Source organism: Legionella sp. JM-2024 (assembly GCF_055389095.1).
On sequence record NZ_AP039388.1, the window covers coordinates 1,926,808 to 1,950,374 of the forward strand.

Consider the following 23,567-nt stretch of genomic DNA (forward strand, 5'->3'; position numbering starts at 1 on the left):
CGATAAAGGAATACTGAGGTTCATCATGACAAAAGATTATATTATAGAAACTATGAGCCAGGATGAAATTAACCTGGCGATAGATTGGGCAGCACGAGAAGGATGGAACCCAGGAAATCATGATGCAGTATGTTTTTACCAAACCGATCCTAATGGTTTTTTTGTGGGTAAACTGAAAGGGAAAACGATCGCAGTTGGTTCTGCAGTCATTTATGATGACCATTTTGCCTTTTGTGGTTTTTATATTGTTGATAAATCTTATAGAGATCAAGGCTATGGTTTAGAACTAACCAGAGCCAGGTTGGCTTATATTGGTAACAGAAATGCAGGTATTGATGGTGTGATGAATATGCTGGATAAGTATGCAAGCATTGGATATCAATTTGCACACAATAACGCACGTTATCACTTAAATAATACAATGAAAACAATTCAAAATGATCCCCATATTGTCGCACTAAATCAAACTGATTTTTTACAACTATCCCATTATGATCGGTTGCATTTCCCGGCACCTCGCCCCAAGTTTCTGAAATGCTGGATTAATCAGCCACAAAGTCGGGCTTTAGGTTATCTATCTGAAGGACAAATTCAAGGTTACGGTGTGATTAGAACATGTCAGCAAGGTTTCAAAATTGGACCTCTGTTTGCTAATACTCTCGATATCGCACACCAACTCTTCACTAATTTAGCTCAATATGCTGATGGGCATGAGATATTTCTAGATATTCCAGAAGATAATCCTTCTGCCATTGAGCTGGTTCAGCATTATCAAATGAATAAGGTATTCGCTACAGCACGTATGTATTTAAAAGGGGAACCACAATTAAAAAAAGAAAACATCTATGGAATCACCACCTTTGAATTAGGATAAACCATGACTCGAGATCTCACTGGATATGGACCAAAGCAAATAGACTTGACCTGGCCAAACAAAGCCAAGGTCGCCATTAATTTTGTTATTAACTATGAAGAAGGAGCGGAATTAAGTCCAATTAATGGTGACGCAAAAGCTGAACTCTACGGCAGCGACTTCCCATTTAGCCCTAAAAGGAAAGGAGAGCGAAATTACAGCATGGAGTCTTTTTATGAATATGGGAGCCGAGTTGGAATTTGGCGCTTAATCCGCCTATTTGATAAACACAACACCCCACTTACCTTTTTCGTTACTGGTTATGCTTTAATACTAAATCCTGAGTTATCCAACTATCTGGCAAGTAACAAACATGAAATTGCTGGGCATGGATGGCGTTGGATAGATTATTCAAAAGAAAACAGAACCACAGAAAGAAAACACATCATTCGATGCATTGATACCTTGCAAGAATTGACAGGACAGAGGCCATTAGGTTGGTATACTGGAAGACGAAGTCCATTTACTCGTAATCTATTAACTCAGATCGGCGGATTTGTTTATGACTCGGATAGTTATGCCGATGAACTACCGTATTTTATTAATAATCATCTCGTAATACCCTACTCCTTAGACTGTAACGATTTTCGCTTTACAACTTCTCCAGGGTTTGTTACTGCTCAGGATTTCTATCAGCGTTTACAAAATACCTTTGATTATCTTTATCAAGAAAATCGACTTGCCATTATGACGATAGGCTTGCATCCAAGATTGAGTGGAAAGCCTGATCGCTCCCACGCTTTAAATGAGTTTTTAACCTATATTTCACAATTTCAAAATATATGGATAGCCAAGAGAATAGACATTGCTCTGTACTGGCTAACCAAACACAGTTAAATTGACAAAACTTACTTCAATATCCAATTTGTACATATTTCTGTACTGTTCGAGTAAAAGAGCATAAAATTATCATTTAAAAAATTTATACTTTTATAATTTATATTTCCTAATATGAGTCATTTACTGGATTTATCCATCCTTAAAACAAACCGCGATTTTACTTTACTCTATTTGGGGCAGTTTATTTCATTCATTGGCACAATGATTACCAGTGTCGCTCTACCATTTCAGATTTATCAACTCACCGAATCCACTCTCATGGTAGGAATGCTCAGTCTGGTACAACTATTACCACTTCTTGTTACAGCACTCCTCGGGGGTGTTTTTGCAGACCGATATAGTCGACGTGGATTAGTGATCATCAGTGAATTCTTACTTGCCCTCGGTTGCCTTCTCCTGGCGTTAAATTCTATTCTTACTCATCCAAGCATCAGCGTAATGTTTATTGTGGCTTCATTAATGTCCGCAATTACTGGATTGCATCGACCTGCTTTTGACAGCATCATTCAACAAATTGTTAAGCCCGAGGATTATAAAAAAGTAGGAGCCCTCGGCAGTTTCAAATTCAGCTTTTGTATGATCATTGGACCAGCTATTGCTGGTCTAATCATTGCGCAGTATGGGATTGTAATAACTTATGTCATTGATTTGTTAACCTTTATAATTTCATTGATCAATCTGAGTCTAATGCACACAATACCCAAACCCATCACCAAAGAGCATCCCCCCATTTTCGTATCACTAAAACAAGGTTTAAGCTTTGCATTTAGCCGACAAGAATTAATGGGCAGTTATTTTGTTGATTTCTTTGCAATGATTTTTGCGATGCCAAATGCTCTATTACCCGCCATTGCTCAGCAATTTGGCGGAGCCAAAACATTAGGATTACTATATGCCGCCCCTGCAGTCGGTTCATTGATTATTTCCTTTGTCAGTGGATGGACAGCAAAAATTAACCACGATGGAAGAGCTATTGCTGTTTCTGCAGCGTTATGGGGAGTAGCTATTATCGGATTTGGACTGGCTAACTCTCTGTGGTTATCGCTCTTTTTTCTTGCTCTGGCAGGAGCATTTGATGCCATTAGCGGCATTTTCAGAAGTACCTTATGGAATAATACCATCCCTCAGGAATTAAGGGGACGATTATCTGGAATTGAGATGATCAGCTATTTAAGTGGCCCAAGATTGGGTGACACCAGAGCTGGGATTGTTGCAGCAGGCTTTGGTATTCCAATCGCACTAATATCAGGTGGTATTTTATGCGTTATAGGAGTAACTGCCTGCTGTTATGCATTGCCCAAGTTTTGGAATTATCATTCAAAATAACCTAAGGCTTATCAATCCCCAATAATTGAAGCTTTTTTATGTTGTTGCTTTGTCGTTTCATCCAAACTAGCAGCCTCAGTTAAGGCAGCGACATTCTCTTTGGTAAAAAATCCATCAAAATTATGGCATCGTTCTACGTATTCAGTGATTAATATAGAATAAATGGAATGCTTGGAGAAAATTTGTTTTAAGTCTGGAGAATTTTCGCAAGCCCCAAACACCTTAGCTAAAAATTCAATTTTCAATTTGTCTCGAAGTGTTTCAACAACAAAATCAATATTTTTTTTCCCAGAAGAATGATCGCCATCTTTCACTTCATAGGCAATATGATGCATTCTTCTGCCATAATTACGTACAAAAGTCTCAGTTGGCATGGGAAGATTTTCAAAGGAATTGACCATAAAGGGAGTGTTATTAGCAGTAAATACTTTTGCCGGAGATTTTATATCATGACCATGTGGATTTCTGTTCACATTAGTCGATGAATTCATATCATAGATATTATAGGCACCCCAAAAATAATATTTGGACAAGCACAAAAACTCCAAAATGGCATCTTCACGTTCACCAGCCAATATCCGAGTGGCCATATGATCGATGCCTTTAATCAAATTTTTAATTCCATTGTCATGACTTTCTTGGTCTTGTGCATCCAATATCGTTTCTTGCTCCTTAGTTAGATAGAATCGTTGCCCCAATTCCAGGTCATCAAAATCATAAATATTATCCTCAGTATAACCCACGCAATTGTAAGTAAAATCAGATAACCTGGTAAAATGAATATGTCTATTACAGTAAAACTTGTTTTCTGTCATATCAGGATTATGAAAATTAAAATCATGAGAAATTAATACACCCCTGGTTTCATCCTTATCCTTGCATCGGTAAATCTCACCTACGTAACGAGCATTAAATTTTTCTCTTGAATTAGGATACATCTTATTTAAACGAGTTATATCGTCTTTAAAATTAGGATCTAGCGGCTCAAGTATTATAAAAGCAGGTGAATTTTTTGTATTAATCAGACAATAAATCTTATGTGTATCACTAATATAGCTCCGAGCATATCGGTAAGGAGTCATGGAATACAATTCTCTGATATATGGAATAGCATCTCCAGTTTGTACTTGAACAACTACGCCGCACATATCACCATACAACTCTTCCAGTCCAGTAGATACACGCCTTTCATAAATTTTGGTTTTGTATTCGTTAAAGTAATCTGAGTTGACTTTATCCCCTTTAGGATGGTATTCCAGTGGATTAATCATTATATTCTCCTTAATTGACTAAGGTTTACTCATAATATTTTAAGTATATATCTATAATGAATTTTTATTTTGAATAATAAATTATCTCACCATCGTGTGGAAATACAGTTATAATACTTAGTTTAGATCCAGTGCATACATTCTAATGGAAGCTTTGATCATATCAATTGGGGTCATTACTCTTGCTGAGATAGGCGATAAGACGCAATTACTTGCTTTCATTCTTGCAGCACAATTTAAGAAACCATTACCAATTATTCTGGGAATTTTTGCCGCAACCTTAATAAATCATTGTCTTGCAGGACTTATTGGAATCTGGATTACAACCCTATTAAAACCGAACATACTGCGCTGGTTACTTGCGATATCGTTTATCCTCATGGCAATATGGACTTTAATACCTGATGAAATTGAACAGGATGAGAAAAAAATTTCGAAATATCTTGGGGTTTTCGGAGCAACTTTTATTACTTTCTTCCTGTCAGAAATGGGCGACAAAACGCAAATTGCAACCATTGCCCTGACCGCACATTATAATTCTCCAATACTGGTTATTACTGGCTCAACTCTAGGGATGTTGCTTGCTGACTTGCCCGCTGTCTATTTCGGAAACCTGTTCTCTCATAAAATTCCTATGAAAATAATTCACATCATTGCAGCATGTACTTTTGTAATTATTGGATTGGTTACCTTATTATTTTAATCAATCTCAATATTATCACTGATTTAACGTTCATTTAGCGATATAAAAGACATTTCCTTGCCCTTTTATATACAATTCACGTTATTTAACATACCTGTCCAGCCAATTCACATATCTTTTTAACCTATCTATGATAAAACTTGGTTTTTCTAAAGTATGATATTCATTGGGATAAATAACTAATTGCGTAGGTACATTTTGGGATTTCAGAGCTTGATATAACTGCTCCGAGCCAATACAGGGCACATTAAAATCCAAATCACTGCACATAAATAAAGTCGCTGCTTTTATGTTATTCACTTTAAAAAAAGGGTAACTTAATTTCAAATACAATTCAGGATTTAACCATGGTTTTCCCAATTCCAACTCATATTCCGGAGTATATTGATCAACACCATAACTAGACAAAATATTTGCCACTCCAGCGCCCGATATCGCTGCCTTGAAGCGACTATCTGTAGCTATCACATAATTAGTTAACATGCCTCCATAGCTCCACCCCCCTATACCTAATCGTTTGGGATCTACAATTTTCTTAGCTATGACGTAATCTACAGAAGCCAAGACATCTTTGACATCTAAATTGCCCCAATCCGCAAAAATTGCTTTGGCAAAATTAAAGCCCCTTCCAGAGCTTCCTCTTGGATTGGGAGCAACCACAACATAACCCTTAGCAGCTAACCACTGCATATCAAAGTTAAATTCATGACTAAACTGATATACTGGTCCTCCATGCAAATATACGAAGCCAGGGAATAAAACACCTGTTTGATACCCTGCTGGCTTCATTAATAATCCATCAACTTTTATTCCATCAAAACTATTAAACTGTATGTCTTCTGTGGATTGAAATCTTACTTCCTCTAATAGTTTTTTATTATGTTGAGTTAAAGGAAATAACGTGGGATTCAAAATAAATAATTCAGCTGGATGCGTATCATCTGTTGTTAACAGAACAATCTTGCTCTTGACGACCGAATAATCCATATCATTACGCAAACCATTGGTCAATCTTCGTACCAGACCAGATTGCGTATCAATCTGATTCAAATAAGTATTCCTGCTTTCTTCTATTAATGCATAAATAAATTTTCCATCCTTAGACCATTTTGGCTTATAATACCAATTATCTTTTGGAGCAATGACTCGCTCAACTCCACTATGTATATCCACAATTGCTAATTGATTTGGTGAATAATAAGACCATTGATGTTCATCGCTACGAAGATAAGCTATTTTTGAACTGTCTGGGCTCCATGAAAGGTTTGACTCATAATCAGGATTCATATCACTGCCAGGAAAGTGTGTTAATTGCTGTTCATTAGCACCTGATTTAGGCTTAATCAAATAAATATCATAATTAAAATGCCTATCCGGATCTTTTCCTCTTTTCGTAACAAAAGCTATGTATTTTCCATTGGGTGACCAAGCTGGCAAATACTCATCATGATCACCAAAAGTCAATTGAGAAATAAGGTGATTGTTCATTTCGACCAAATAAAGATGGTTTCTGCCCATACCGAGGTAACCAATGGTATCGGCTTTGAATTGATATCTATCAATTACTATAGGTTGATCCCCTTTATGAGATTGACTATTTTTCTGTGCTATAAATGCAATTCTTTTAGAGTCTGGAGACCATGTAAAATCACTCACTTCACCATCCATACCAGTCAACTGATATTTTTTATTATCTAGAGAAGAGGATATCCAAATCTGTGTGGTTCCATCTTTTCCATGATCAGACAAATAGGCTAACCATTTGCCGTTCGGGCTCCACTTTGGAAGCGAACTTGATGAATCTTCTGCAGAAGTAATTTGATGACTGGATTGGCTATCTACCGAAACCAGCCATACCTCTGACGTAGAAATATTTTTCTTGGCATTTAATTGCGATACAGTATAGGCTACCCATTTTTCGTTTGGGGACAAATCCGGCTCGCTGATATCCTGTAAACGATAGAGATCATCTATTTCTGGCAATCGCTTAGACGTCCACCCATTTTGATATACTATGAAACAAATAATTAGGCTTATAAATGCCTGCTTCATGACAACTTCCTTATTATGCAACACATCCTTTATTTACAATGCATTTAATGAAACGAGTATAGAATAAGTTTACTCTCCATAGAATTTATTGAGAAGAAATCCTTCCCTCTTGACCCTAATATTGAACTCAATCAACTAAAAAATGATTTAATGATTGATAGTTAGGCTCTATAATTGAATAATGCTGTTTTTTCTTTAGTAGAGTTCCAAGTTGTTCAGGCACAGGAATCTGTCTATCCAGGAGTGGTTCTAACAATTCTTCAAATTTGGCTGGGTGTGCTGTTGCAACAATAACCCAAGCTTTTTCATGATTTACTGCTTTCAATCGGTGATAGGCTGTTGCCGTGTGAGGGCAAATTATATAATTATGCTCATTATAACAATCAAGAATAGCTTGTCTGATTTGCTCATCAGTAACTGACTCTGCATCCATTTGATTTTTACATTCCGAATAATTGTTAAATAAAACCAATAAACGCTCTAGATTACTGGGATCACCTACATCCATGGCCGTTGCTAAAGTTTCAATTGAAGGCTTGGGTTGATAGATACCAGTTAATAGAAATTCAGTAAGTACTTTATTCGCATTATTAGCTATTAGAATTTGATTTATGGGAAAGCCTAGCATTTTTGCCCAATAACAAGCTGTTACATTACCCAAGTTTCCACTAGGTACTATAAAATTCACCGAATGATTATGTTTTAATGCTATTTGAATGCTGGTATAAGCATAGAAAATAATTTGTGGTAATAACCTTGCGATATTGATGCTATTTGCAGTGGTCAGTATTCCTTTACCTTTTCTTTGAGTAAATGCTGTTTTAACCAGATGCTGACATTGATCAAAGCTTCCCTTAACTGCCAGAGCACGAATGTTGTCTCCCCAGCATGTAATTTGAGCTTGTTGTCTAAAACTAATTTTGTCTTTTGGAAATAAAATAATCCCTTCCAGACCTTTTTTTCCATGCAAAGCATGGGCTATTGCACCACCAGTATCACCTGATGTTGCGATTAGAATTTTAGCATTCTGATCTGGTATTAAATTTAATAAACATTCACTAAAAAATTGAGCCCCTAAATCTTTAAATGATAAGGTGGGACCATGAAACAATTCCAGTGCGTAACTTTTGTGATGCAAATGGTGGAGAGGAATAGGGAAGTTTAGAAAATTTTTACAAAATGTATGATTTATATCAATTTTACTGTCCCCAAAAAATGGAGACAGTAAATTAATAGAGAAATCAATTAAATTACTGTATTCGTAAAATTTTTTTATTGTGAAATCCGGGAATCTGGCGGGTACATACAATCCCCCATCCTTTGCCAGCCCTGATAATATTGCTTCATCGATTGTAGCGACGTCTTGCCCCCTGGTACTCTTCATTTTAATTTTCATCTACTATTTTTGCACCCTCTAATGAAATCTTCGTGATGAATGAATCACATTCCATGCCAATTTTTTTAAACTCCATAGCCATTCTTTTTACTACGTGTTGGGCTTGGAGCATTGTTTTAACCAATGCAAACATGGTAGGTCCTGAACCCGATATAGAGCAAGCCAAAGCGCCAAATTGGTAAGCCACTGACTTCACCTCAAAAAAACCAGGAATTAAGTGAGCACGCATAGGTTCAATCAAATCATCAACGCAAGACGCTTCTAATCGTTCATAATCTTTCTCATACAAGGCACTTACAAACGCAGCGATACGAGCATTTTGTTTTACATGAAGCGATAGATCCAGACTTAGGTCTAGTACCGCTCTTGCTTCTCGAGTAGACAAATGCATGTGTGGATGAAGCAAAACCACATACAATGGAATTAATGGTAGTCTGATCACTTGAGCGGGAGATAAAGATTGAATTAAGGTCATACCTCCGTATAAGCACGGTATAACATTATCCCCGTGCCTGACCCCACAAGCAGTTTGTTCAGCTGTTAATGCAAACTCTACTAACTGCTCACGAGATAGTGGACTCTCCAAAAAATGATTTAAGGCAACAAGTGCCGCCACACTACCAGCCGCAGAACCTCCAAGCCCAGAGCTAATTGGAATTCTTTTTTTTATATGCACATGAAAACCTTGTTTAAGGTTCAAATAATCTAACATGGCAAGTAGAGCGACAGTTACAGTATTTTTATTTAAATCATAAGGAACATGTTCTGAACCTGTAATTGATTCAATTCTCAATGATTCATTTGATGATTTAACCAAAGTGATTTCATCACCTAGTGCTTCTATGGCAAAACCTAGAATATCAAAGCCTACCACTACGTTGGCGGTTGTTGCCGGAGCAAATACAGTGATAGAATTTAGATTCTTTATCATAGCATAGACACCAGTTTTAACAGATCGGCAAAAACTCCTGCTGCAGTTACATCTTTACCTGCTCCAGGACCTTGTATAATCAATGGCTGTTTGTCGTATCTTTTGCTCTGAATTAACAGGATATTATCTGTACCTCTAGTATTGGCAAAAGGATGAGTAGATGGGTATCCATTTAATTGGATACTGATTTTTCCGTATTCTATTACTCCAACATAAGCAATGACTGAATTATTTTTCAATAACATTATTATTCTTTCTTCAATTTCGTGCTGATACTTTTTTAAGTTCTTTAAAAAATTTTGAAGAGAAACATTTATTAATTTTTTAGGAACTAAATTTAATAATTTCACATTTTCAAGAGATAAGTCATAACCTAATTCTCTAGACAGGCATACAAATTTTCTTGCTACATCAAGACCATTTAAATCGTCACGAGGATCAGGTTCAGTATAGCCTAATTGATAAGCCTGAAGAACACTATCAGCAAAAGAGACTCCTTGGGCACACTGATGAAATATATAAGATAATGTTCCCGAAACAATTCCTTCAATTCGTTTTATTGTATCTCCTGTTGCAATTAGTTCCTGAATTGTCTTAATGGTTGGTAGCCCTGCACAAACTGTTGTCTCATACAAATAATGCCTATTATGTGCATTGACACAAACTCTTAGCTTTTTATATTCATCCAAGTCCGATGAGTTGGCTTTCTTATTGGGTGTTACTATATGACAACCACTTTCAATAATAGTTCTATAATGATTCGCAATATCCATTGACGAGGTGCAATCAACGATAACAGAGTGTGGGATCTCCGGACTTGCTACATGAGAAATAAAGGAGTTTATCTCTTGGGGTGTCGAGTATTGTTTAAACTTTTTCTTCCAATCATTAATATCAGTCACTTTATCATTAAGCAACATCATTTTGGAGTTCATAATCCCCCTCACTTGTAAATCCACATTCTTCTCTTGCATTAGCCTCAATCTATTTTTCTTAATTTGATCTAGTAAAGTACTTCCTACACCTCCTGGGCCTATCAGTCCAATAGAGAGTGTTTTGTTTGATAGATAAAATCCTCCATGTAGTACTCGAAGTGCTCTTTGTGTATGAATATCACTAATAACCGCCGATATATTTCTCTCTGAAGAGCCCTGAGCGATGGCTAAAATATTAATATTAGCTCTGGACAACATTTCAAAATACCTTGCTGCCACACCGGGTTTCCCAGACATTTCGTCGCCCACAGCTGAAACGACAGCACAATGCTCAATGAGTTCTACATCTTGAATGATGTCATTAGCTAGTTCAAACTCAAATTCAAATCGAATATTTTTGACAGCAAGAACACCATACTCTTCTTTCACTACAATACTAATGGAGTGCTCAGAACTTGCCTGACTAATCAATATTACAGATATCTCGGCCTTGGATAATGAAGTAAATAAACGTCCTGCCACACCACACAGACCAACTAGTCCTGTTCCTTCTATGTTAATTAAAGAAACCCCTGAAATTGAACTTAATCCTTTAACGATTAAGTGAGATGCTACAGATTTAGCACTTATCCGTGTACCGAATTCATTCAATCTAAAATAGTTTTTGATGTATATAGGAATGTTCGCTTCAACGGCAGGCTGTACTGATTGTGGGTGAAGCACCGAGGCACCAAAATAGGCAAGTTCCGCTGCTTCCTGATAACTTAATTCTGGTATTGCAAATGCTGATTTCACCAATTTAGGATCTGCAGTATAAATACCATCTATGTTAGTCCATTTGTATAATCGCTCAGCTTTTAGTAACTTGGCAATAACTGCTGCCGTATAATCACTCCCATTAAACCCAAGTAACGCTCTGTGTCCTTGCGCAGTACGCGCTACAAACCCAGGCATCACTATAACGGACTCACTGATTCCTTTGAAGAATTTTTTCAATTGTTTTTTTGTTTCTTTCCAGTCTATACTAACAATTCCTTCGTGGCTGTTAACGGTGATAATTTGACCTGCATCAACCCATGGCATATCTAACATAGTGGCTATAATTCGACTGGACCAATACTCACCATAACCTAATAACCAATCTTTCTGGTTTTCTGAATAAGATCCTAACATGGACACACTATGTAAAAGGGCTAAAATATCTTCTTTATCCTGATTGATTGTAGTCTTAATGACGTTATCATTAACAATCAACTCATTCTGTAATAATAATTGGGCTTTAATTAATGAATTTAACTTGGAGAAATAATTTCTCTTAAGACTGGCCAAGCGCAAACACTCAAATAAAGTTTGTGTAGTGCCGTAAGATGCAGAAACAACAAGAATACAAGGTCTCTCTGTGATAATTTGGTAAACTTTTCGATAATCTTCAACTGAGCGTAAACAACTACCACCAAGTTTATTGACAACAGTCATATTGAGCTCAATATCATCAGAACTTAATTGAAGTTTAGCTTATTTCTTTAAGAGTTTGTTAAGATTGGTACGGTTGTTAGCCTGCTCATATAATATAGTAGTGTATACGACTGGATGGGGCTGGTTCAGCATGATGAGGAACTACCACTTTAGCTGGTAGTGCTATTACTTTTTGGAAAGACGTTTTGTGTAACTAACACCATCAAAGAACAGCAAAAGCTAAGTCAACAATCTCAAAAACACTATGTCTTGACTTCTTTCATTTGCTCTCCAATGTTCAGCTATTGCTCGAAACAACAGTTAGGTTTTGCTAGCAAACCTCGCATCTAATTATGGTACGGATAGAAGTTATTTTTTCCGAATAGCAGAAATTTTAAAGCGAATTATCACATCATCTTGTATCTCATCAGTACTTGCCCACTCACCTTGACCTACCCCGAATACACTTCGTTTCACTGTTGTGCTACCTTCTACCAAGGCTTGATCTTTAGAAATTTGATCAACCACAAATTTTAGAGTAACAGGTGCTGACTTATCCCGGATAGTGAGAGTACCATCTGTTTCATAAGTTTTATCATTCAATTTATTGAATTTCGTGGCTTTAAACTCCGCATTAGGAAATAGTTTGACATTGAACCAGTCAGGAGAAGCCAACGTCGTCACGATGTCTTCAAAAGGTGCTGAAATTGAATTCATGTCAATGGTCATGTGAATTGAACTTGCCTTGTAATTCACCGGGTCAACAAAAATTTGACCAGTAAATTTCTTGAACCTTCCTGTAACTGGTGCGCCATTTTGAGTGCCAGTAAAAGTAATTTCACTTTGTGATGGTACAATTTCCCATTCCGGAGAATTACTAGCATAAATTAATGAGTTCAAAAAAATCATCAATACCCAAAGGGAATATTTGAAAAAGGTATTCATTATAACATTCTCCGTAATATATCATCCTTGTTAATAAAATGATGTTTTAAAGCTGCTGCTGTATGCAGCATTATCGCTGCAATTAAGGCATAGCCCAACCATTCATGAATCCATTGGAAAAAAATTCTATTATTCTCATCTGGGGCAACAAGGCTAGGTAAAACAAACAAACCAAAAAAGGAAGCGGGTAATCCGGCTGCTGAAGTGATTAGCCATCCACTTATCGGCATAGCAAACATGAAAAAATAAAATGCCCAGTGCATACTGCGAGCAGCAATTTTTTCCAATAGGGGAATTGCCAATTCTGGTAACTGATTGGTCAGGCGCCAAATAAGTCTAAAAAAAGCTAAAAACAGTACTAGAAATCCATATTCTTTATGCCATCCATATAATTTTAATTTCTCAAGACTAATAGGAATCCTGACCATATATAAGCCAATCCCCAATAATCCAATAATTAAAACCGCCATAATCCAATGAATAAAAATCGTAACTAAACCAAACTGAGTAGAAGTATTTTTAATCTGCATACATTATCCATATTTTTTATCCAGATAGGCTTCCGCTTCTATTTCCAGATCAACATCATCACCTACTTCTGGTATTAAAGCTTTTATTCCATAATCAGAACGTTTCAATGAAGCGGTAGCACTAAAACCAACCGTTTCTCTGTCATTCAATAAATTAATTCCCGCTTTATTCAAAACCACATTCAGTGTGATAGGCTTTGTGACACCGTGTAAGGTCAGCATTCCATATACCTTAGCTTTATCTTTCCCTGTGACTTCCACTCTGTTACTTACAAAAGTTGCTGTTGGAAACTGTTTAGTATCAAAGAACAGCTTCCCTTTCAAATGTTTATCCAGTTCGGGTATACCAGTAACGATATCATCAATCTTGATAATTACTTTCACCTTACTCTGTTGTGGATGGTCCTTATCAATGGTAAGTTGGCCGTTGGCATACCACTTTCCTGCTTGAGTTGAAAAACCCAAGTGCTTTACCTTCCATAATACATAGGTATGTTGATTATCCAAAATCAGGGGTTGCGATTCCGCATTAATACCAGGAGAAAATGTAAAAAGAGTAAATATTAAAAAAATTAGATGTATGTAATTCCGTTTCATATTGATTTCCTAAATTAACGTGAGTTCGACATAAAAGGCATTTATGACTTTATGTCGCTAAACGAGCGTTATCCCGTAAAAAAGCGAAGCTTTTTGTACGGGATCCATTCAAAATATCCAGTTACATTAAATAACTTGTTATTTGCCTTTTTCTAATGATCCACCAACAATTTTTTCACAAGTCCCTTTGGGTAGCAAAATAAAAGCATCTTTTTGGCTATCTTTAGTAGATGATCCAGCACAATCAGCAGTAGCAGTTGAACAATCATTCATGCCTTTTTTAACTACCCCATAACACTTTTCAGTCACTTGACTCTCTGCTAACGCTGCATTCGATGTAATAAGAATCAAAAAAGCACTTATGGTAGATTGAATCAATTTGTCCCTGGATGGCATCAGTAACCTCCCTATTATAATAAATTTATTAGTCTATGTTAGAAAAAAATATTTATCGGTTAAACTTGATATATATTCTATTCACTGAACCACTTAAAATTAATACTAAACTAATGCTTTAATAAACAAATGAACGCAAGTAATCATATGCTCTCTTGGCATATTCCAAAGGAGGCGCTTTTTCCGGATCCTGTTCCGCTTCTACTATCATCCATCCATTAAAACAATGTTTTTGAAGTTCCGTCCATATCGGTATAAAATCAATTACTCCATCACCAGGTACAGTAAATACACCAGCTCTTACTGCATCCATGAAGCTAAGCCCTTCGATTTTAACTTGTCTTAATACGTCATCACGAATGTCTTTTAGATGGACATATAAAATACGATCACCATACTTATCTATTAAATTAACAGGGTCCATTCCTGCAAATGTCGCATGGCCAGTATCCAGTAATAAAGAAACTAATCCCGGACTTGTATTTGTCATTAGAAAATCAATATCACTATCTAAAAATACTCCCGTACCGGCATGGTAATGGTAAACAATCTTCATGTTAAAGTCGTAAGCGATTCGGCCTAATGTATGCAATCCTTGAATCAGTATACTCCATTGCTCTTGGGTAAACCGAGGGATATGGTCACTTAATATAGGTAAATTAGTACCTTGTATAGCATGACCACATTCACAAACATTAATGAATGAAGAGCCCAACGCTCGCATAAAACTTAAGTGCTCGAGAAATCTTGATAAAGTCTTTTCATATTGGCCAGACTCAGTAAAATAGGTACTAAACCACGAACTGGACAGTTGCAAATCACGTTGTTCCAAAGCTGATCTTAATGTTGTTACATCTCGCGGATATTTATTCCCTAACTCTGTACCGGAATAACCTGCCAATGCCATTTCGTCAATGCATTGTTCAAAACTGATGTCCTTGCCCAAATTCGGGTCATCATCATTGCACCAGTTAATTGGTGCGATACCAAGTCTAATACTCATCATTAGTTCCTGCTTGTTAATACTGTCTAACGGTTTCAATTTGTTCTTGCATCATTCTATGCGCTTTATTAACTAATTCGGATTGAGACACCTCTGCGATACCAACTCGCCACCAGGTCTGGTATCCTTGACTCATGGTCTTTGGCAATACAGGCAATACAATAACGGTGCTTTTTTCTTGTGTTTTTGCTAAGTCCAAAACGGACTGGAATTGCTCATAAGACTCAGCAAAATAGGCAATCGCTCCTAAACCTTCTGCATATTTGCAAAAATCAATGGACAAATAATCCCCATTTAAAGTGTTAGTTGTTGGTTCCCTATAGCGGAATTCATTACCAAAGCCTAGACTACCATTACCTTCTTGTAAATTTCTGATGCATTGGAAACCGTGATTATCAAAAATGAGAATTGTAATTTTTTTGCGTTCCTGGATAGCTGTTAAGAGTTCAGAGTGCATCATCACAAAGCTGCCATCTCCAACTAAAACGTACACTTCGCCTTCCTGGTTTCCTTTTGCTATCCTCACTCCAAGGCCTGCTGCAACTTCATATCCCATGCACGAATAAGCATACTCCAAATGATAATCTTTTGTTTTTTTCGATTGCCAAATTCGATGCAAGTCGCCTGGTAAACTTCCCGCAGCGCAAACTATCACGTCTTCCTCGGTAACGTACTGATTGAGTATTCCCAAAACACTGGTTTGATGTAATCCTGTTTTTTCTGAAAAAGAAAGTTTAGTTAATCTATCCAGCTCTTGAGCCCATTCGTTTTGATAATGGAGAATTAATTGCTGATAAGATAGAGAGGTTTGATAACCTGCCAGTTCTTTTTCTAATTGCTCTAAACCAGTTTTTGCATCACCCTTTAACATGATCCCATCCATTTTCATGGCATCAAGACGTGACACATTGAGATGAATTATTTGGCATTCCTGATTTTTAAAAGCCCATTTCGATGCCGTTGTAAAATCTTGTAATCGAGATCCAATTACCAAAATGACATCAGCCTGGGCTGCCAAACAATTTGCCGCTTCAGATCCTGTCACACCGATACCACCTACGTTCATAGGATGTTTAGCCGATAAACAACTTTTTCCTGCTTGCGTTTCAGCAACCGGGATGCGATGTTTTAAAGCAAACTCAGCTAGAATCTCAGTTGCCAAAGAATAATGAACACCGCCACCTGCAATTATAAATGGTTGCTTAGCCTTTCTAATAAGTTGGATCGCTTTTCCTAACACATCATCATTGACCTTTTCTCTATCAATACTCCATATACGTTTTTTAAAAAAGGATTCTTCATATTCATAGGCTTCAGACTGGACATCCTGAGGTAAACATAAAGTTACGGCACCTGCTTCAACCGGATCAGTTAATACCCTCATAGCCTGCATACATGCTGTCATTAACTGTTCAGGCCTGCTAACCCTGTCCCAATATTTACTAACAGGTTTAAAGCAATCATTAACTGATATAGTATAATCATAAGGCACTTCAAGTTGCTGCAAAACCGGATCAGGCTGTCTACAACTGAACACATCCCCAGGTAATAATAACAAGGGAATTCTATTAGTCGTTGCAGTAGCCGCAGCAGTAATCATATTGGTAGCTCCAGGGCCAATTGAGGAAGTGCAAGCAATAATACCTAACCTGTTTTTTTGTTTGGCATAAGCAGTTGCAGCATGAGCCATGCCTTGCTCATTATGTCCTTGGTAATAGGTTAGGCCCTGAGCATCGTATTCCAATGCTTCACCCAATCCGGTTACGTTGCCATGACCAAAGATTCCAAACACACCATTAACAAAACGATACTCTTTATTATCCAACACTACGTACTGATGAGCTAAAAATCTTAATAAGGCCTGCGCCATAGTTAATTTTATTTTCATTTACTTAACTCCGAAATAAGTAGGACTATTATTTCCTTTGCCATACTCTCAAATTGGCTTTATTAGTCCTTGTCCACTCATGCTCTTTTCTAAAAGTAGGCATGATGTATGGGTCATTATTTAAATGTCGGATAAACCAAAGTGTGTATAGGGCATAGCCTGGTGCAGTACAATGAGCATGCTCCTGACTTTGAGCAATTTGATACGTATCATAATGCTCAATTCGCATGACCTCCTTACCATTTTCTCCAAACCCATAGCCTTGTGGCTCTGAAAATCGATAATGATAAATTTCTGGTTGCACATGGTAATGAGAGGGATAACTTGACCAGCGCCCTTGAAAAGTAATAATTTCTCCAACGACCAGATTTGATTCGGGTCTGTTTCGTTTATCGAATACTGTCCTTACAAGCCGATAGGATGTGTCCTCAAGTATCTCTTTTCCTCTATTATCCAATTCAAGAATATTTGATGCATCAAATAATATTGGTGGGAACAAACATTCATTTTCCGTCTCTATTAATAAAATTTCACAATCAGTCAGGGCAATCACAAAGCTAAGTTCATTCTTTGAGCAATGTAACACATAAGGTGATTGAGAAAAGTAATCAACTCGTTCTACCTCATGATTATAATTGCCGTATTTAAAAATGACCTTTCCCGTCATTAACAAGGCAGCAAATTCATAATTTTTATTAAATTGATAACTCTCACCTTTATTTAATTTTAGAGAGCTGAAATTCATTTTTGTAGGTGAGTTACCCATAGTTACAATCGGGTTAAAACCGTTGCTGAATCCGTCCGGGTTTTTAGTAAGTATTTGGGGTATTTTATTTTTACCAAGTCGCTCATGCATTTGGGCTAAATAGTGACTGTTCCATATCTGTGGATCCCTATCATATTCCTTAATGAAATATTCCAATTCTTCTTTGTAAGGAATAGCCGGGGAACAGCCATGTCGAGAAACAACTATCGCACCACAAGCATTGGCATAGGTTGCCGCCTTCTCCCAGGACTCTCCTTTTAATAACCCGGCTAAAAGCCCAGACATAAAACCATCCCCAGCTCCCAAAACATTAAGCACTTCAACGGGATAAGGTTTGGATCGCATTACTTCATTACCCAGTCCAAAATAGACATGAGCCCCTTTCTCACCTAATTTAATAACTATTGGAGCCTCTGTCCGTTGTCTAATGTTGGTTAATGAAGTACGTACATCAGTTGAGCCACCTGCAATACATATTTCCTCTTCTGTTCCAACAATCAAATCGCATAAAGGAAGAATTTGCTGATACGCATCACTTACTCGCTCACTTTGATAATATCGACTTTCACCATCTCCAATTGATGTTAGGCCCCAAAGAACAGGTCTATAATCAAGATCAAAGATGACAGCTGTCTCTGCTTTTTTCGCAGAAAGAACAACTTCCAATGTAGTATTCTTCATTGGCAGGGTTGATAAACCAGTACCAGTTATTAATAAGGCTTTTGCATTTTTTAAATCTGAAAAATTTATTTGCTCGGATTTAAGCTGCATATCGGCACAATCATTACGATAAAAAAGTAAAGGAAAATCAGAAGGAGGCTTGATACCCAAAAGTACTAGACCAGTTAAATGATTTTCTGTTTCAGTTAATAAATCAACATTAACCCCTTCATGCTCTAGTTCCTCCCTTAAGAATTTGCCAAAATCGTCTGATCCGACACAAGAAAACATCTGACTTTTTAATCCTAATCGGGCAGCTCCGACAGCAATATTCCCTGCACAGCCCCCCAAATATTTTTTAAAACTCGCTGCATCTTTCAAATCAAAGCCTATCTGCTCAGCATAAAGATCAACTGCTACGCGCCCCATACAAATTAAATCGATTGCTCTGCTCTGATCAAAATAAAACCCAGAGTACTTCTTCATAATAACCTCAACTCAATAAGACTGGTAAGTGTCTTTCCAATGATTGTTTTGCTGCTGTAGCAATACGCAATGCTTGCAATCCATCGAACCCTGACACTGGACTCGATGCGTTGGCATCCCAGACATCATAAAAAGCATGCAACTCTGCCAAATAAGCTTGTTGATAACGCTCAAGAAAAAAATATTGAGGTTTTGCGCTATCCGTCGTACTTCTTGAATATCGAGTAACAGTATGCTCTTTCTGATTTTCTGCTAATAACATACCGTCAGAACCAAATACTTCTATTCTTTGATCGTATCCATAGATTGCTTGACGGCTGTTGTCTATGACACCAAATGCTCCATTTGCAAAACGCAGCTGAATGATTGCTGTATCTACATCATGAAACTGCTCAAAATCCGGGTTGATCAAAACGGCTCCGGTAGCATAAACTTCAACAACTTCGGATTGCATAAGAAAACGAGCCATATCAAAATCATGGATGGACATGTCCATAAATATTCCACCAGATGTCGCACAATACTCTTTGGAGGGACAAGCAGGATCACGAGATGTGATACGAAGAATATGAGGAGCGCCGATTTCACCAACTTGTACTCTTTTCTGAATATTGGCAAAACTTGGATCAAATCGACGATTGAATCCAAGTTGCAATAAAGTATTATTCCTTTCTACGATATCCAGTACTGACTCTATCTCTTCTTCATTCAACCCGATTGGCTTTTCGCAAAATATTGCTTTATGGCTGGAACTTGCTGCAATGATTTGTTTCAAGTGCAAATGAGAGGGTGATGCGATCAAAACAGCATCAAGATCTGAATGATAAAGTACTTCGTCAGCCTGATCCGATGCATGAGGGATCCCTAATTTTTCTGCCCAATGTCTATCGAGAAAGGGATCAGCTATGGACTCTAATTTAAATTGCGGTAAATGAAATACAATATTTTCTGCATGAAGTTTACCAATCCTCCCAGCACCAACTATTCCGATTCGACATATTTTTTGTTTCATAATTAATCCATAATCAATTCAAATTTTGTTATTTTGGTATCTTTGGATACGGGTTGCCCTATATCTCTTATTTTCATTCCAGTATTTAAATTTTCTTCCAGTTTTTCCAAAGATATAGAGGTGGTTTCTGGAACAAAATAATAAACAAACCAACATGCTAATAAACAAAATGAGGCAAACAGGGCAAAAGTAAATACTTGCCCTGTGTATTGATAAATTGAAAGGAAAGAAAGCGACACGACAAAATTAGCACTCCATTGAAATACCGTTGCAATGCTCATCGCTAAACCACGTACTGACAAAGGGTATATTTCAGATATTAAAACCCAGAATAAAGAGCCTAAACTGATACAATATCCCATCACATAAAATGACAATGAGCCCACAATCCAGAATTTATTAGTGAGTAATGGATTGTAAAACAGGAGACTCACTAAAAATAAGCTAATTGATGCAATCAAGGTGCCACTAATTAGTAAAAATCTTCTGCCTAATTTATCAATAGAAAATAGAGTAACAATCGTGAATATAAAATTAACTAACCCCAGAAAAAATGTAGCGAGTATTGCATTTTTTACTGGGAAAAAACCTGCCGATTCAAAAATGACTGGTCCATAATACATTAACGCGTTGATCCCGGAAAACTGTTGAAATATCCCCAAACCAATACCTACCAATAAAACAAAAACGATCGGTCTTTTAAAAATTTGGCTATAGTTTCGGCCTGGTTTTGCCAAATTGTTTCTTATTTCAACTAACTCCTGTTGAATATCATATCCGGACGGTCTTATTTGTTTTAAAGTCTTTAAAGTGACCTCTGCGCCATGTTTAACCATTAGCCATCGAGGTGAATGAGGAACAAAATGCATTCCTAAAAATAAAACAAGAGAAGGTAAGCTTCCTATCCAAAATAAATACCTCCAACTCATTAATGAATAGTCATGAAGAAAGTAACCAATTAAATAAGCGGAAGCTTGCCCAAAAGTTATAGTTAATCCATTAATCAACACCAAAGATCCTCTTCGGTTTGGTGGTGCAATTTCAGCAATAAACAAAGGTGCAATGTAGGATGCAACACCTATACAAATACCTATGGCAAATCGACCTAAGAGTAAAAAAGACAATCCAGGAGCTAAGGCACACAAACTACTCCCTATCATAAATCCTACAGCCACAATCTTTAATAATGATCGCCTGCTAATTCTATCCGCAACAAGACCACTTATTGGAATTCCCAGTACGCATCCTAATAAACTACTGCTAACCACTTGTGCCCATTGCCAATCTGTAAGTGATAACTGGGAGATTACCTGATCCTTGACATCGGCAATAACACTGGAATCAAATCCAAATAAAAAACCACCAAATCCGGCAATTAACGCAACCAGGAATACAAATGCATTCATTCCCTTATTCATGTGATTATCTGTCCCTACTGAAATCCTATTCGTACACGATGTTATCACTGTCAGATTGGAAGAAAAATATCAAAATGAAAATTATTATTTAACGTCAATTCGATATAAGCAAAATCCAAGGTTTTTCTTATATCGAACTGGATATCTTGAATGGATCCCGTACAAAAAGCTTCGCTTTTTTACGGGATAACGTTCGTTTAGCGCATAAAAGTCATAAATGCCTTTTATGTTGAACTCACGTTATTTACATTGCCTGGATAGGGATATTCCCAAACCAATGTGATTTGTCATTTGAGACAATTAGCACCTCGAATCACAGTAATCAGCTTACCAAACTAACAATGGGACAAATCACACCAACATCGGCAAAAGCACTCACGACATCCCTTTTATCGTACTTTCTATCAGCAGCTGCCTGGATAACACCACAAGCAGCGGCCTCAAAAGAAGTACCCGATGTCCAATATCTCATATTAGCATCCACCATGATTTGAAAAGCTTTTCTCACAGACCAATTTGGCTTATTCGCTAAAAGAAAAAAGGCCTTATTAAAAATTCCGCTGGTAAGATGCACATCCAGATCCTCATGATAAGCCTCGGTATGCTCAATGGACTGACCGTCCTTTGCAGGATAATCCATATAACGGATTGGCTCGCCACTTATAGTAGCTTCACGTCCAATGGACCAATCTCCACCATCCCAGTACCATGGAAAATCTTTACGTAAATAATCCTGCATGGCAATGGAAGCCATATCTGAGAAAGCTTCGTTGATTCCTCCTGATTGTCCACTATAAACCAGGTTTGAATGCAATCGAGTAAAGTTATGAGACAATTCGTGAGATAGGGTGCTCTGTGCGGGTGCTGTTAATTTAGTATCTCCATCCCCTATTACGATTTGCTGATGCATTAAATACAACCCTTTGATTTTAATTGAAGGAACTGCAAACGCATTATCAAAATTTTTAATATGGGTATAAGCTCGTAAAGGTAAATCGTCACCTAAAGGTTTCTTTACCCCATAATATTCCTTATACATATCAATTGTTATTCCAGCAAAGTACATAGCGTCATTTACTGAAGAAAAACTATAGTTTGCTGGTGAGGTATCACCATCATTAATGTTCACATAGTGAGTATCCTCACTGCAAGGATAGGAAAAAGCGGGTATATTTTTAAAGATCTCTACGATACTCAGGACAGGGAATGAGCGCTTATCTAAATCTGTGTGTGCAGCATTAATTACCCTCACTTCAGGACTCTCTACAATACAATTTTTCCCTTTGATCGTCACATCAAATTTTCCAAGAGAAGGGATGTCCTTGATTGAATCGCCGTGCTGAAATAAACCAGAACGATAAGGAAGAATAAACACATTTCCACCTAGACCCTGACCAATCTTTTTATGAGTTAAATCGTCCCAGCTTTTCAAGGTCTGACCAGAATCAGCATCAATAATGTAATTAGGAGCTGACACAAAACGTACTGGATTATTAGTATACATAGATAAATGATACGCCAGATGCGCCTTATTCTGCATATCCAAATAAATGATTTTTTCTATATTTTTATAAATAATTGAATCGCTGGTATATTTTAAAATCTGATTTTCAATATCACCAGGACTCAATTTCCCAGTTATCTGAAAAACATCCTTCTCAATTTCAGAAACATCGACACCAGTAAAAAATGCTTTTGATTGATTTGTCTTATGAAGAATCAGCTCGTGTCCCCAAACAGGAACATTTCGATAATAAATGCGATAACGAGTATCATCAGAGTTGAGATTGCTATCAAACTCAACAGGTTTTAATTGATAATTTTCCCCGGTTTTTTTGTCCGATATAAGCATTAAGCCTTTTTTATCGCTCAAGATAATAGAATTATACTTTGTTAAGTAGCTATTACCTCCCCCCCAAACCATGCTTTCTGAAGCGGCTTGCAAGTGAATGCTTGCCATAGAAATAACTAAAAATGAAACTATCCTTGTTTTCATATTCTTTTCCCTACCTCTAGCTAATGTAAATTTGAATGTCATCCCTCA

19 protein-coding genes are annotated in these 23,567 nt (G+C 37.0%); 4 read left to right on the forward strand and 15 right to left on the reverse strand.

The features are described from left to right. Positions 1-25: 25 nt before the first annotated feature. The 3 genes from ACZ5EK_RS08585 to ACZ5EK_RS08595 all read left to right on the forward strand — a co-directional run bounded on the left by ACZ5EK_RS08585 (position 26) and on the right by ACZ5EK_RS08595 (position 3,079). The gene (locus tag ACZ5EK_RS08585) at positions 26-874 is read left to right on the forward strand and encodes a GNAT family N-acetyltransferase (RefSeq protein ID WP_464429077.1); all 849 of its coding nucleotides are present in this window, start codon (positions 26-28) and stop codon (positions 872-874) included. Between the two features lie 3 nt (positions 875-877). After that, the gene (locus ACZ5EK_RS08590; RefSeq protein WP_464429079.1) at positions 878-1,750 is read left to right on the forward strand and encodes a polysaccharide deacetylase family protein; all 873 of its coding nucleotides are present in this window, start codon (positions 878-880) and stop codon (positions 1,748-1,750) included. A gap of 114 nt (positions 1,751-1,864) precedes the next feature. Then, positions 1,865-3,079, forward strand: coding sequence for an MFS transporter (locus ACZ5EK_RS08595; protein WP_464429081.1), 1,215 nt, complete (start codon positions 1,865-1,867; stop codon positions 3,077-3,079). An 11-nt stretch (positions 3,080-3,090) separates the two neighbouring features. On the opposite strand, the gene ACZ5EK_RS08600 is transcribed toward ACZ5EK_RS08595, so the two are convergent. Beyond that, positions 3,091-4,350 (reverse strand): hypothetical protein, encoded by a 1,260-nt coding sequence (locus ACZ5EK_RS08600; RefSeq protein WP_464429082.1) that lies wholly within the window; start codon positions 4,348-4,350, stop codon positions 3,091-3,093. A 145-nt stretch (positions 4,351-4,495) separates the two neighbouring features. Between ACZ5EK_RS08600 and ACZ5EK_RS08605 the strand changes: the two genes are divergently transcribed. After that, complete coding sequence (locus tag ACZ5EK_RS08605) at positions 4,496-5,053, forward strand: TMEM165/GDT1 family protein (RefSeq protein ID WP_464429083.1); 558 nt, start codon at positions 4,496-4,498, stop codon at positions 5,051-5,053. An 81-nt stretch (positions 5,054-5,134) separates the two neighbouring features. Here the strand turns inward: ACZ5EK_RS08605 and ACZ5EK_RS08610 are convergent, their stop codons facing one another. The 14 genes from ACZ5EK_RS08610 to ACZ5EK_RS08675 all read right to left on the reverse strand — a co-directional run bounded on the left by ACZ5EK_RS08610 (position 5,135) and on the right by ACZ5EK_RS08675 (position 23,519). Then, positions 5,135-7,105, reverse strand: a complete 1,971-nt coding sequence (locus ACZ5EK_RS08610; protein WP_464429085.1) for a S9 family peptidase — start codon at positions 7,103-7,105, stop codon at positions 5,135-5,137. Between the two features lie 127 nt (positions 7,106-7,232). Next, the gene (gene thrC / locus ACZ5EK_RS08615; RefSeq protein WP_464429087.1) at positions 7,233-8,501 is read right to left on the reverse strand and encodes a threonine synthase; all 1,269 of its coding nucleotides are present in this window, start codon (positions 8,499-8,501) and stop codon (positions 7,233-7,235) included. Beyond that, positions 8,491-9,432 (reverse strand): homoserine kinase, encoded by a 942-nt coding sequence (locus ACZ5EK_RS08620; RefSeq protein WP_464429089.1) that lies wholly within the window; start codon positions 9,430-9,432, stop codon positions 8,491-8,493. Before ACZ5EK_RS08620 ends, thrC begins: the two co-directional genes overlap by 11 nt. After that, complete coding sequence (gene thrA / locus ACZ5EK_RS08625) at positions 9,429-11,843, reverse strand: bifunctional aspartate kinase/homoserine dehydrogenase I (protein ID WP_464429090.1); 2,415 nt, start codon at positions 11,841-11,843, stop codon at positions 9,429-9,431. Before thrA ends, ACZ5EK_RS08620 begins: the two co-directional genes overlap by 4 nt. Before the next feature lie 348 nt (positions 11,844-12,191). Continuing rightward, a complete protein-coding gene (locus ACZ5EK_RS08630; protein WP_464429092.1) occupies positions 12,192-12,767 on the reverse strand; it encodes a YceI family protein in 576 nt (191 codons plus the stop codon). Next, positions 12,767-13,297, reverse strand: a complete 531-nt coding sequence (locus tag ACZ5EK_RS08635; RefSeq protein WP_464429094.1) for a cytochrome b — start codon at positions 13,295-13,297, stop codon at positions 12,767-12,769. Before ACZ5EK_RS08635 ends, ACZ5EK_RS08630 begins: the two co-directional genes overlap by 1 nt. 3 nt (positions 13,298-13,300) lie before the next feature. Continuing rightward, positions 13,301-13,894, reverse strand: coding sequence for a YceI family protein (locus tag ACZ5EK_RS08640; protein WP_464429095.1), 594 nt, complete (start codon positions 13,892-13,894; stop codon positions 13,301-13,303). Between the two features lie 138 nt (positions 13,895-14,032). Continuing rightward, positions 14,033-14,290: a BufA1 family periplasmic bufferin-type metallophore gene (locus ACZ5EK_RS08645; protein ID WP_464429097.1), complete on the reverse strand. Its 258-nt coding sequence runs from the start codon at positions 14,288-14,290 to the stop codon at positions 14,033-14,035. Positions 14,291-14,408: 118 nt separating this feature from the next. After that, a complete protein-coding gene (gene iolE / locus ACZ5EK_RS08650; RefSeq protein WP_464432473.1) occupies positions 14,409-15,293 on the reverse strand; it encodes a myo-inosose-2 dehydratase in 885 nt (294 codons plus the stop codon). Between the two features lie 16 nt (positions 15,294-15,309). Beyond that, positions 15,310-17,181, reverse strand: coding sequence for a 3D-(3,5/4)-trihydroxycyclohexane-1,2-dione acylhydrolase (decyclizing) (gene iolD / locus ACZ5EK_RS08655; protein WP_464429099.1), 1,872 nt, complete (start codon positions 17,179-17,181; stop codon positions 15,310-15,312). 28 nt (positions 17,182-17,209) lie between these two features. After that, positions 17,210-19,093, reverse strand: coding sequence for a 5-dehydro-2-deoxygluconokinase (iolC, locus tag ACZ5EK_RS08660; RefSeq protein WP_464429100.1), 1,884 nt, complete (start codon positions 19,091-19,093; stop codon positions 17,210-17,212). 7 nt (positions 19,094-19,100) lie between these two features. Further along, positions 19,101-20,105: an inositol 2-dehydrogenase gene (gene iolG / locus ACZ5EK_RS08665; RefSeq protein ID WP_464429102.1), complete on the reverse strand. Its 1,005-nt coding sequence runs from the start codon at positions 20,103-20,105 to the stop codon at positions 19,101-19,103. Positions 20,106-20,107: 2 nt separating this feature from the next. Continuing rightward, positions 20,108-21,523: a sugar porter family MFS transporter gene (locus ACZ5EK_RS08670; protein WP_464429104.1), complete on the reverse strand. Its 1,416-nt coding sequence runs from the start codon at positions 21,521-21,523 to the stop codon at positions 20,108-20,110. Between the two features lie 322 nt (positions 21,524-21,845). Further along, positions 21,846-23,519 (reverse strand): M4 family metallopeptidase, encoded by a 1,674-nt coding sequence (locus tag ACZ5EK_RS08675; protein WP_464429105.1) that lies wholly within the window; start codon positions 23,517-23,519, stop codon positions 21,846-21,848. Positions 23,520-23,567: the final 48 nt, after the last annotated feature.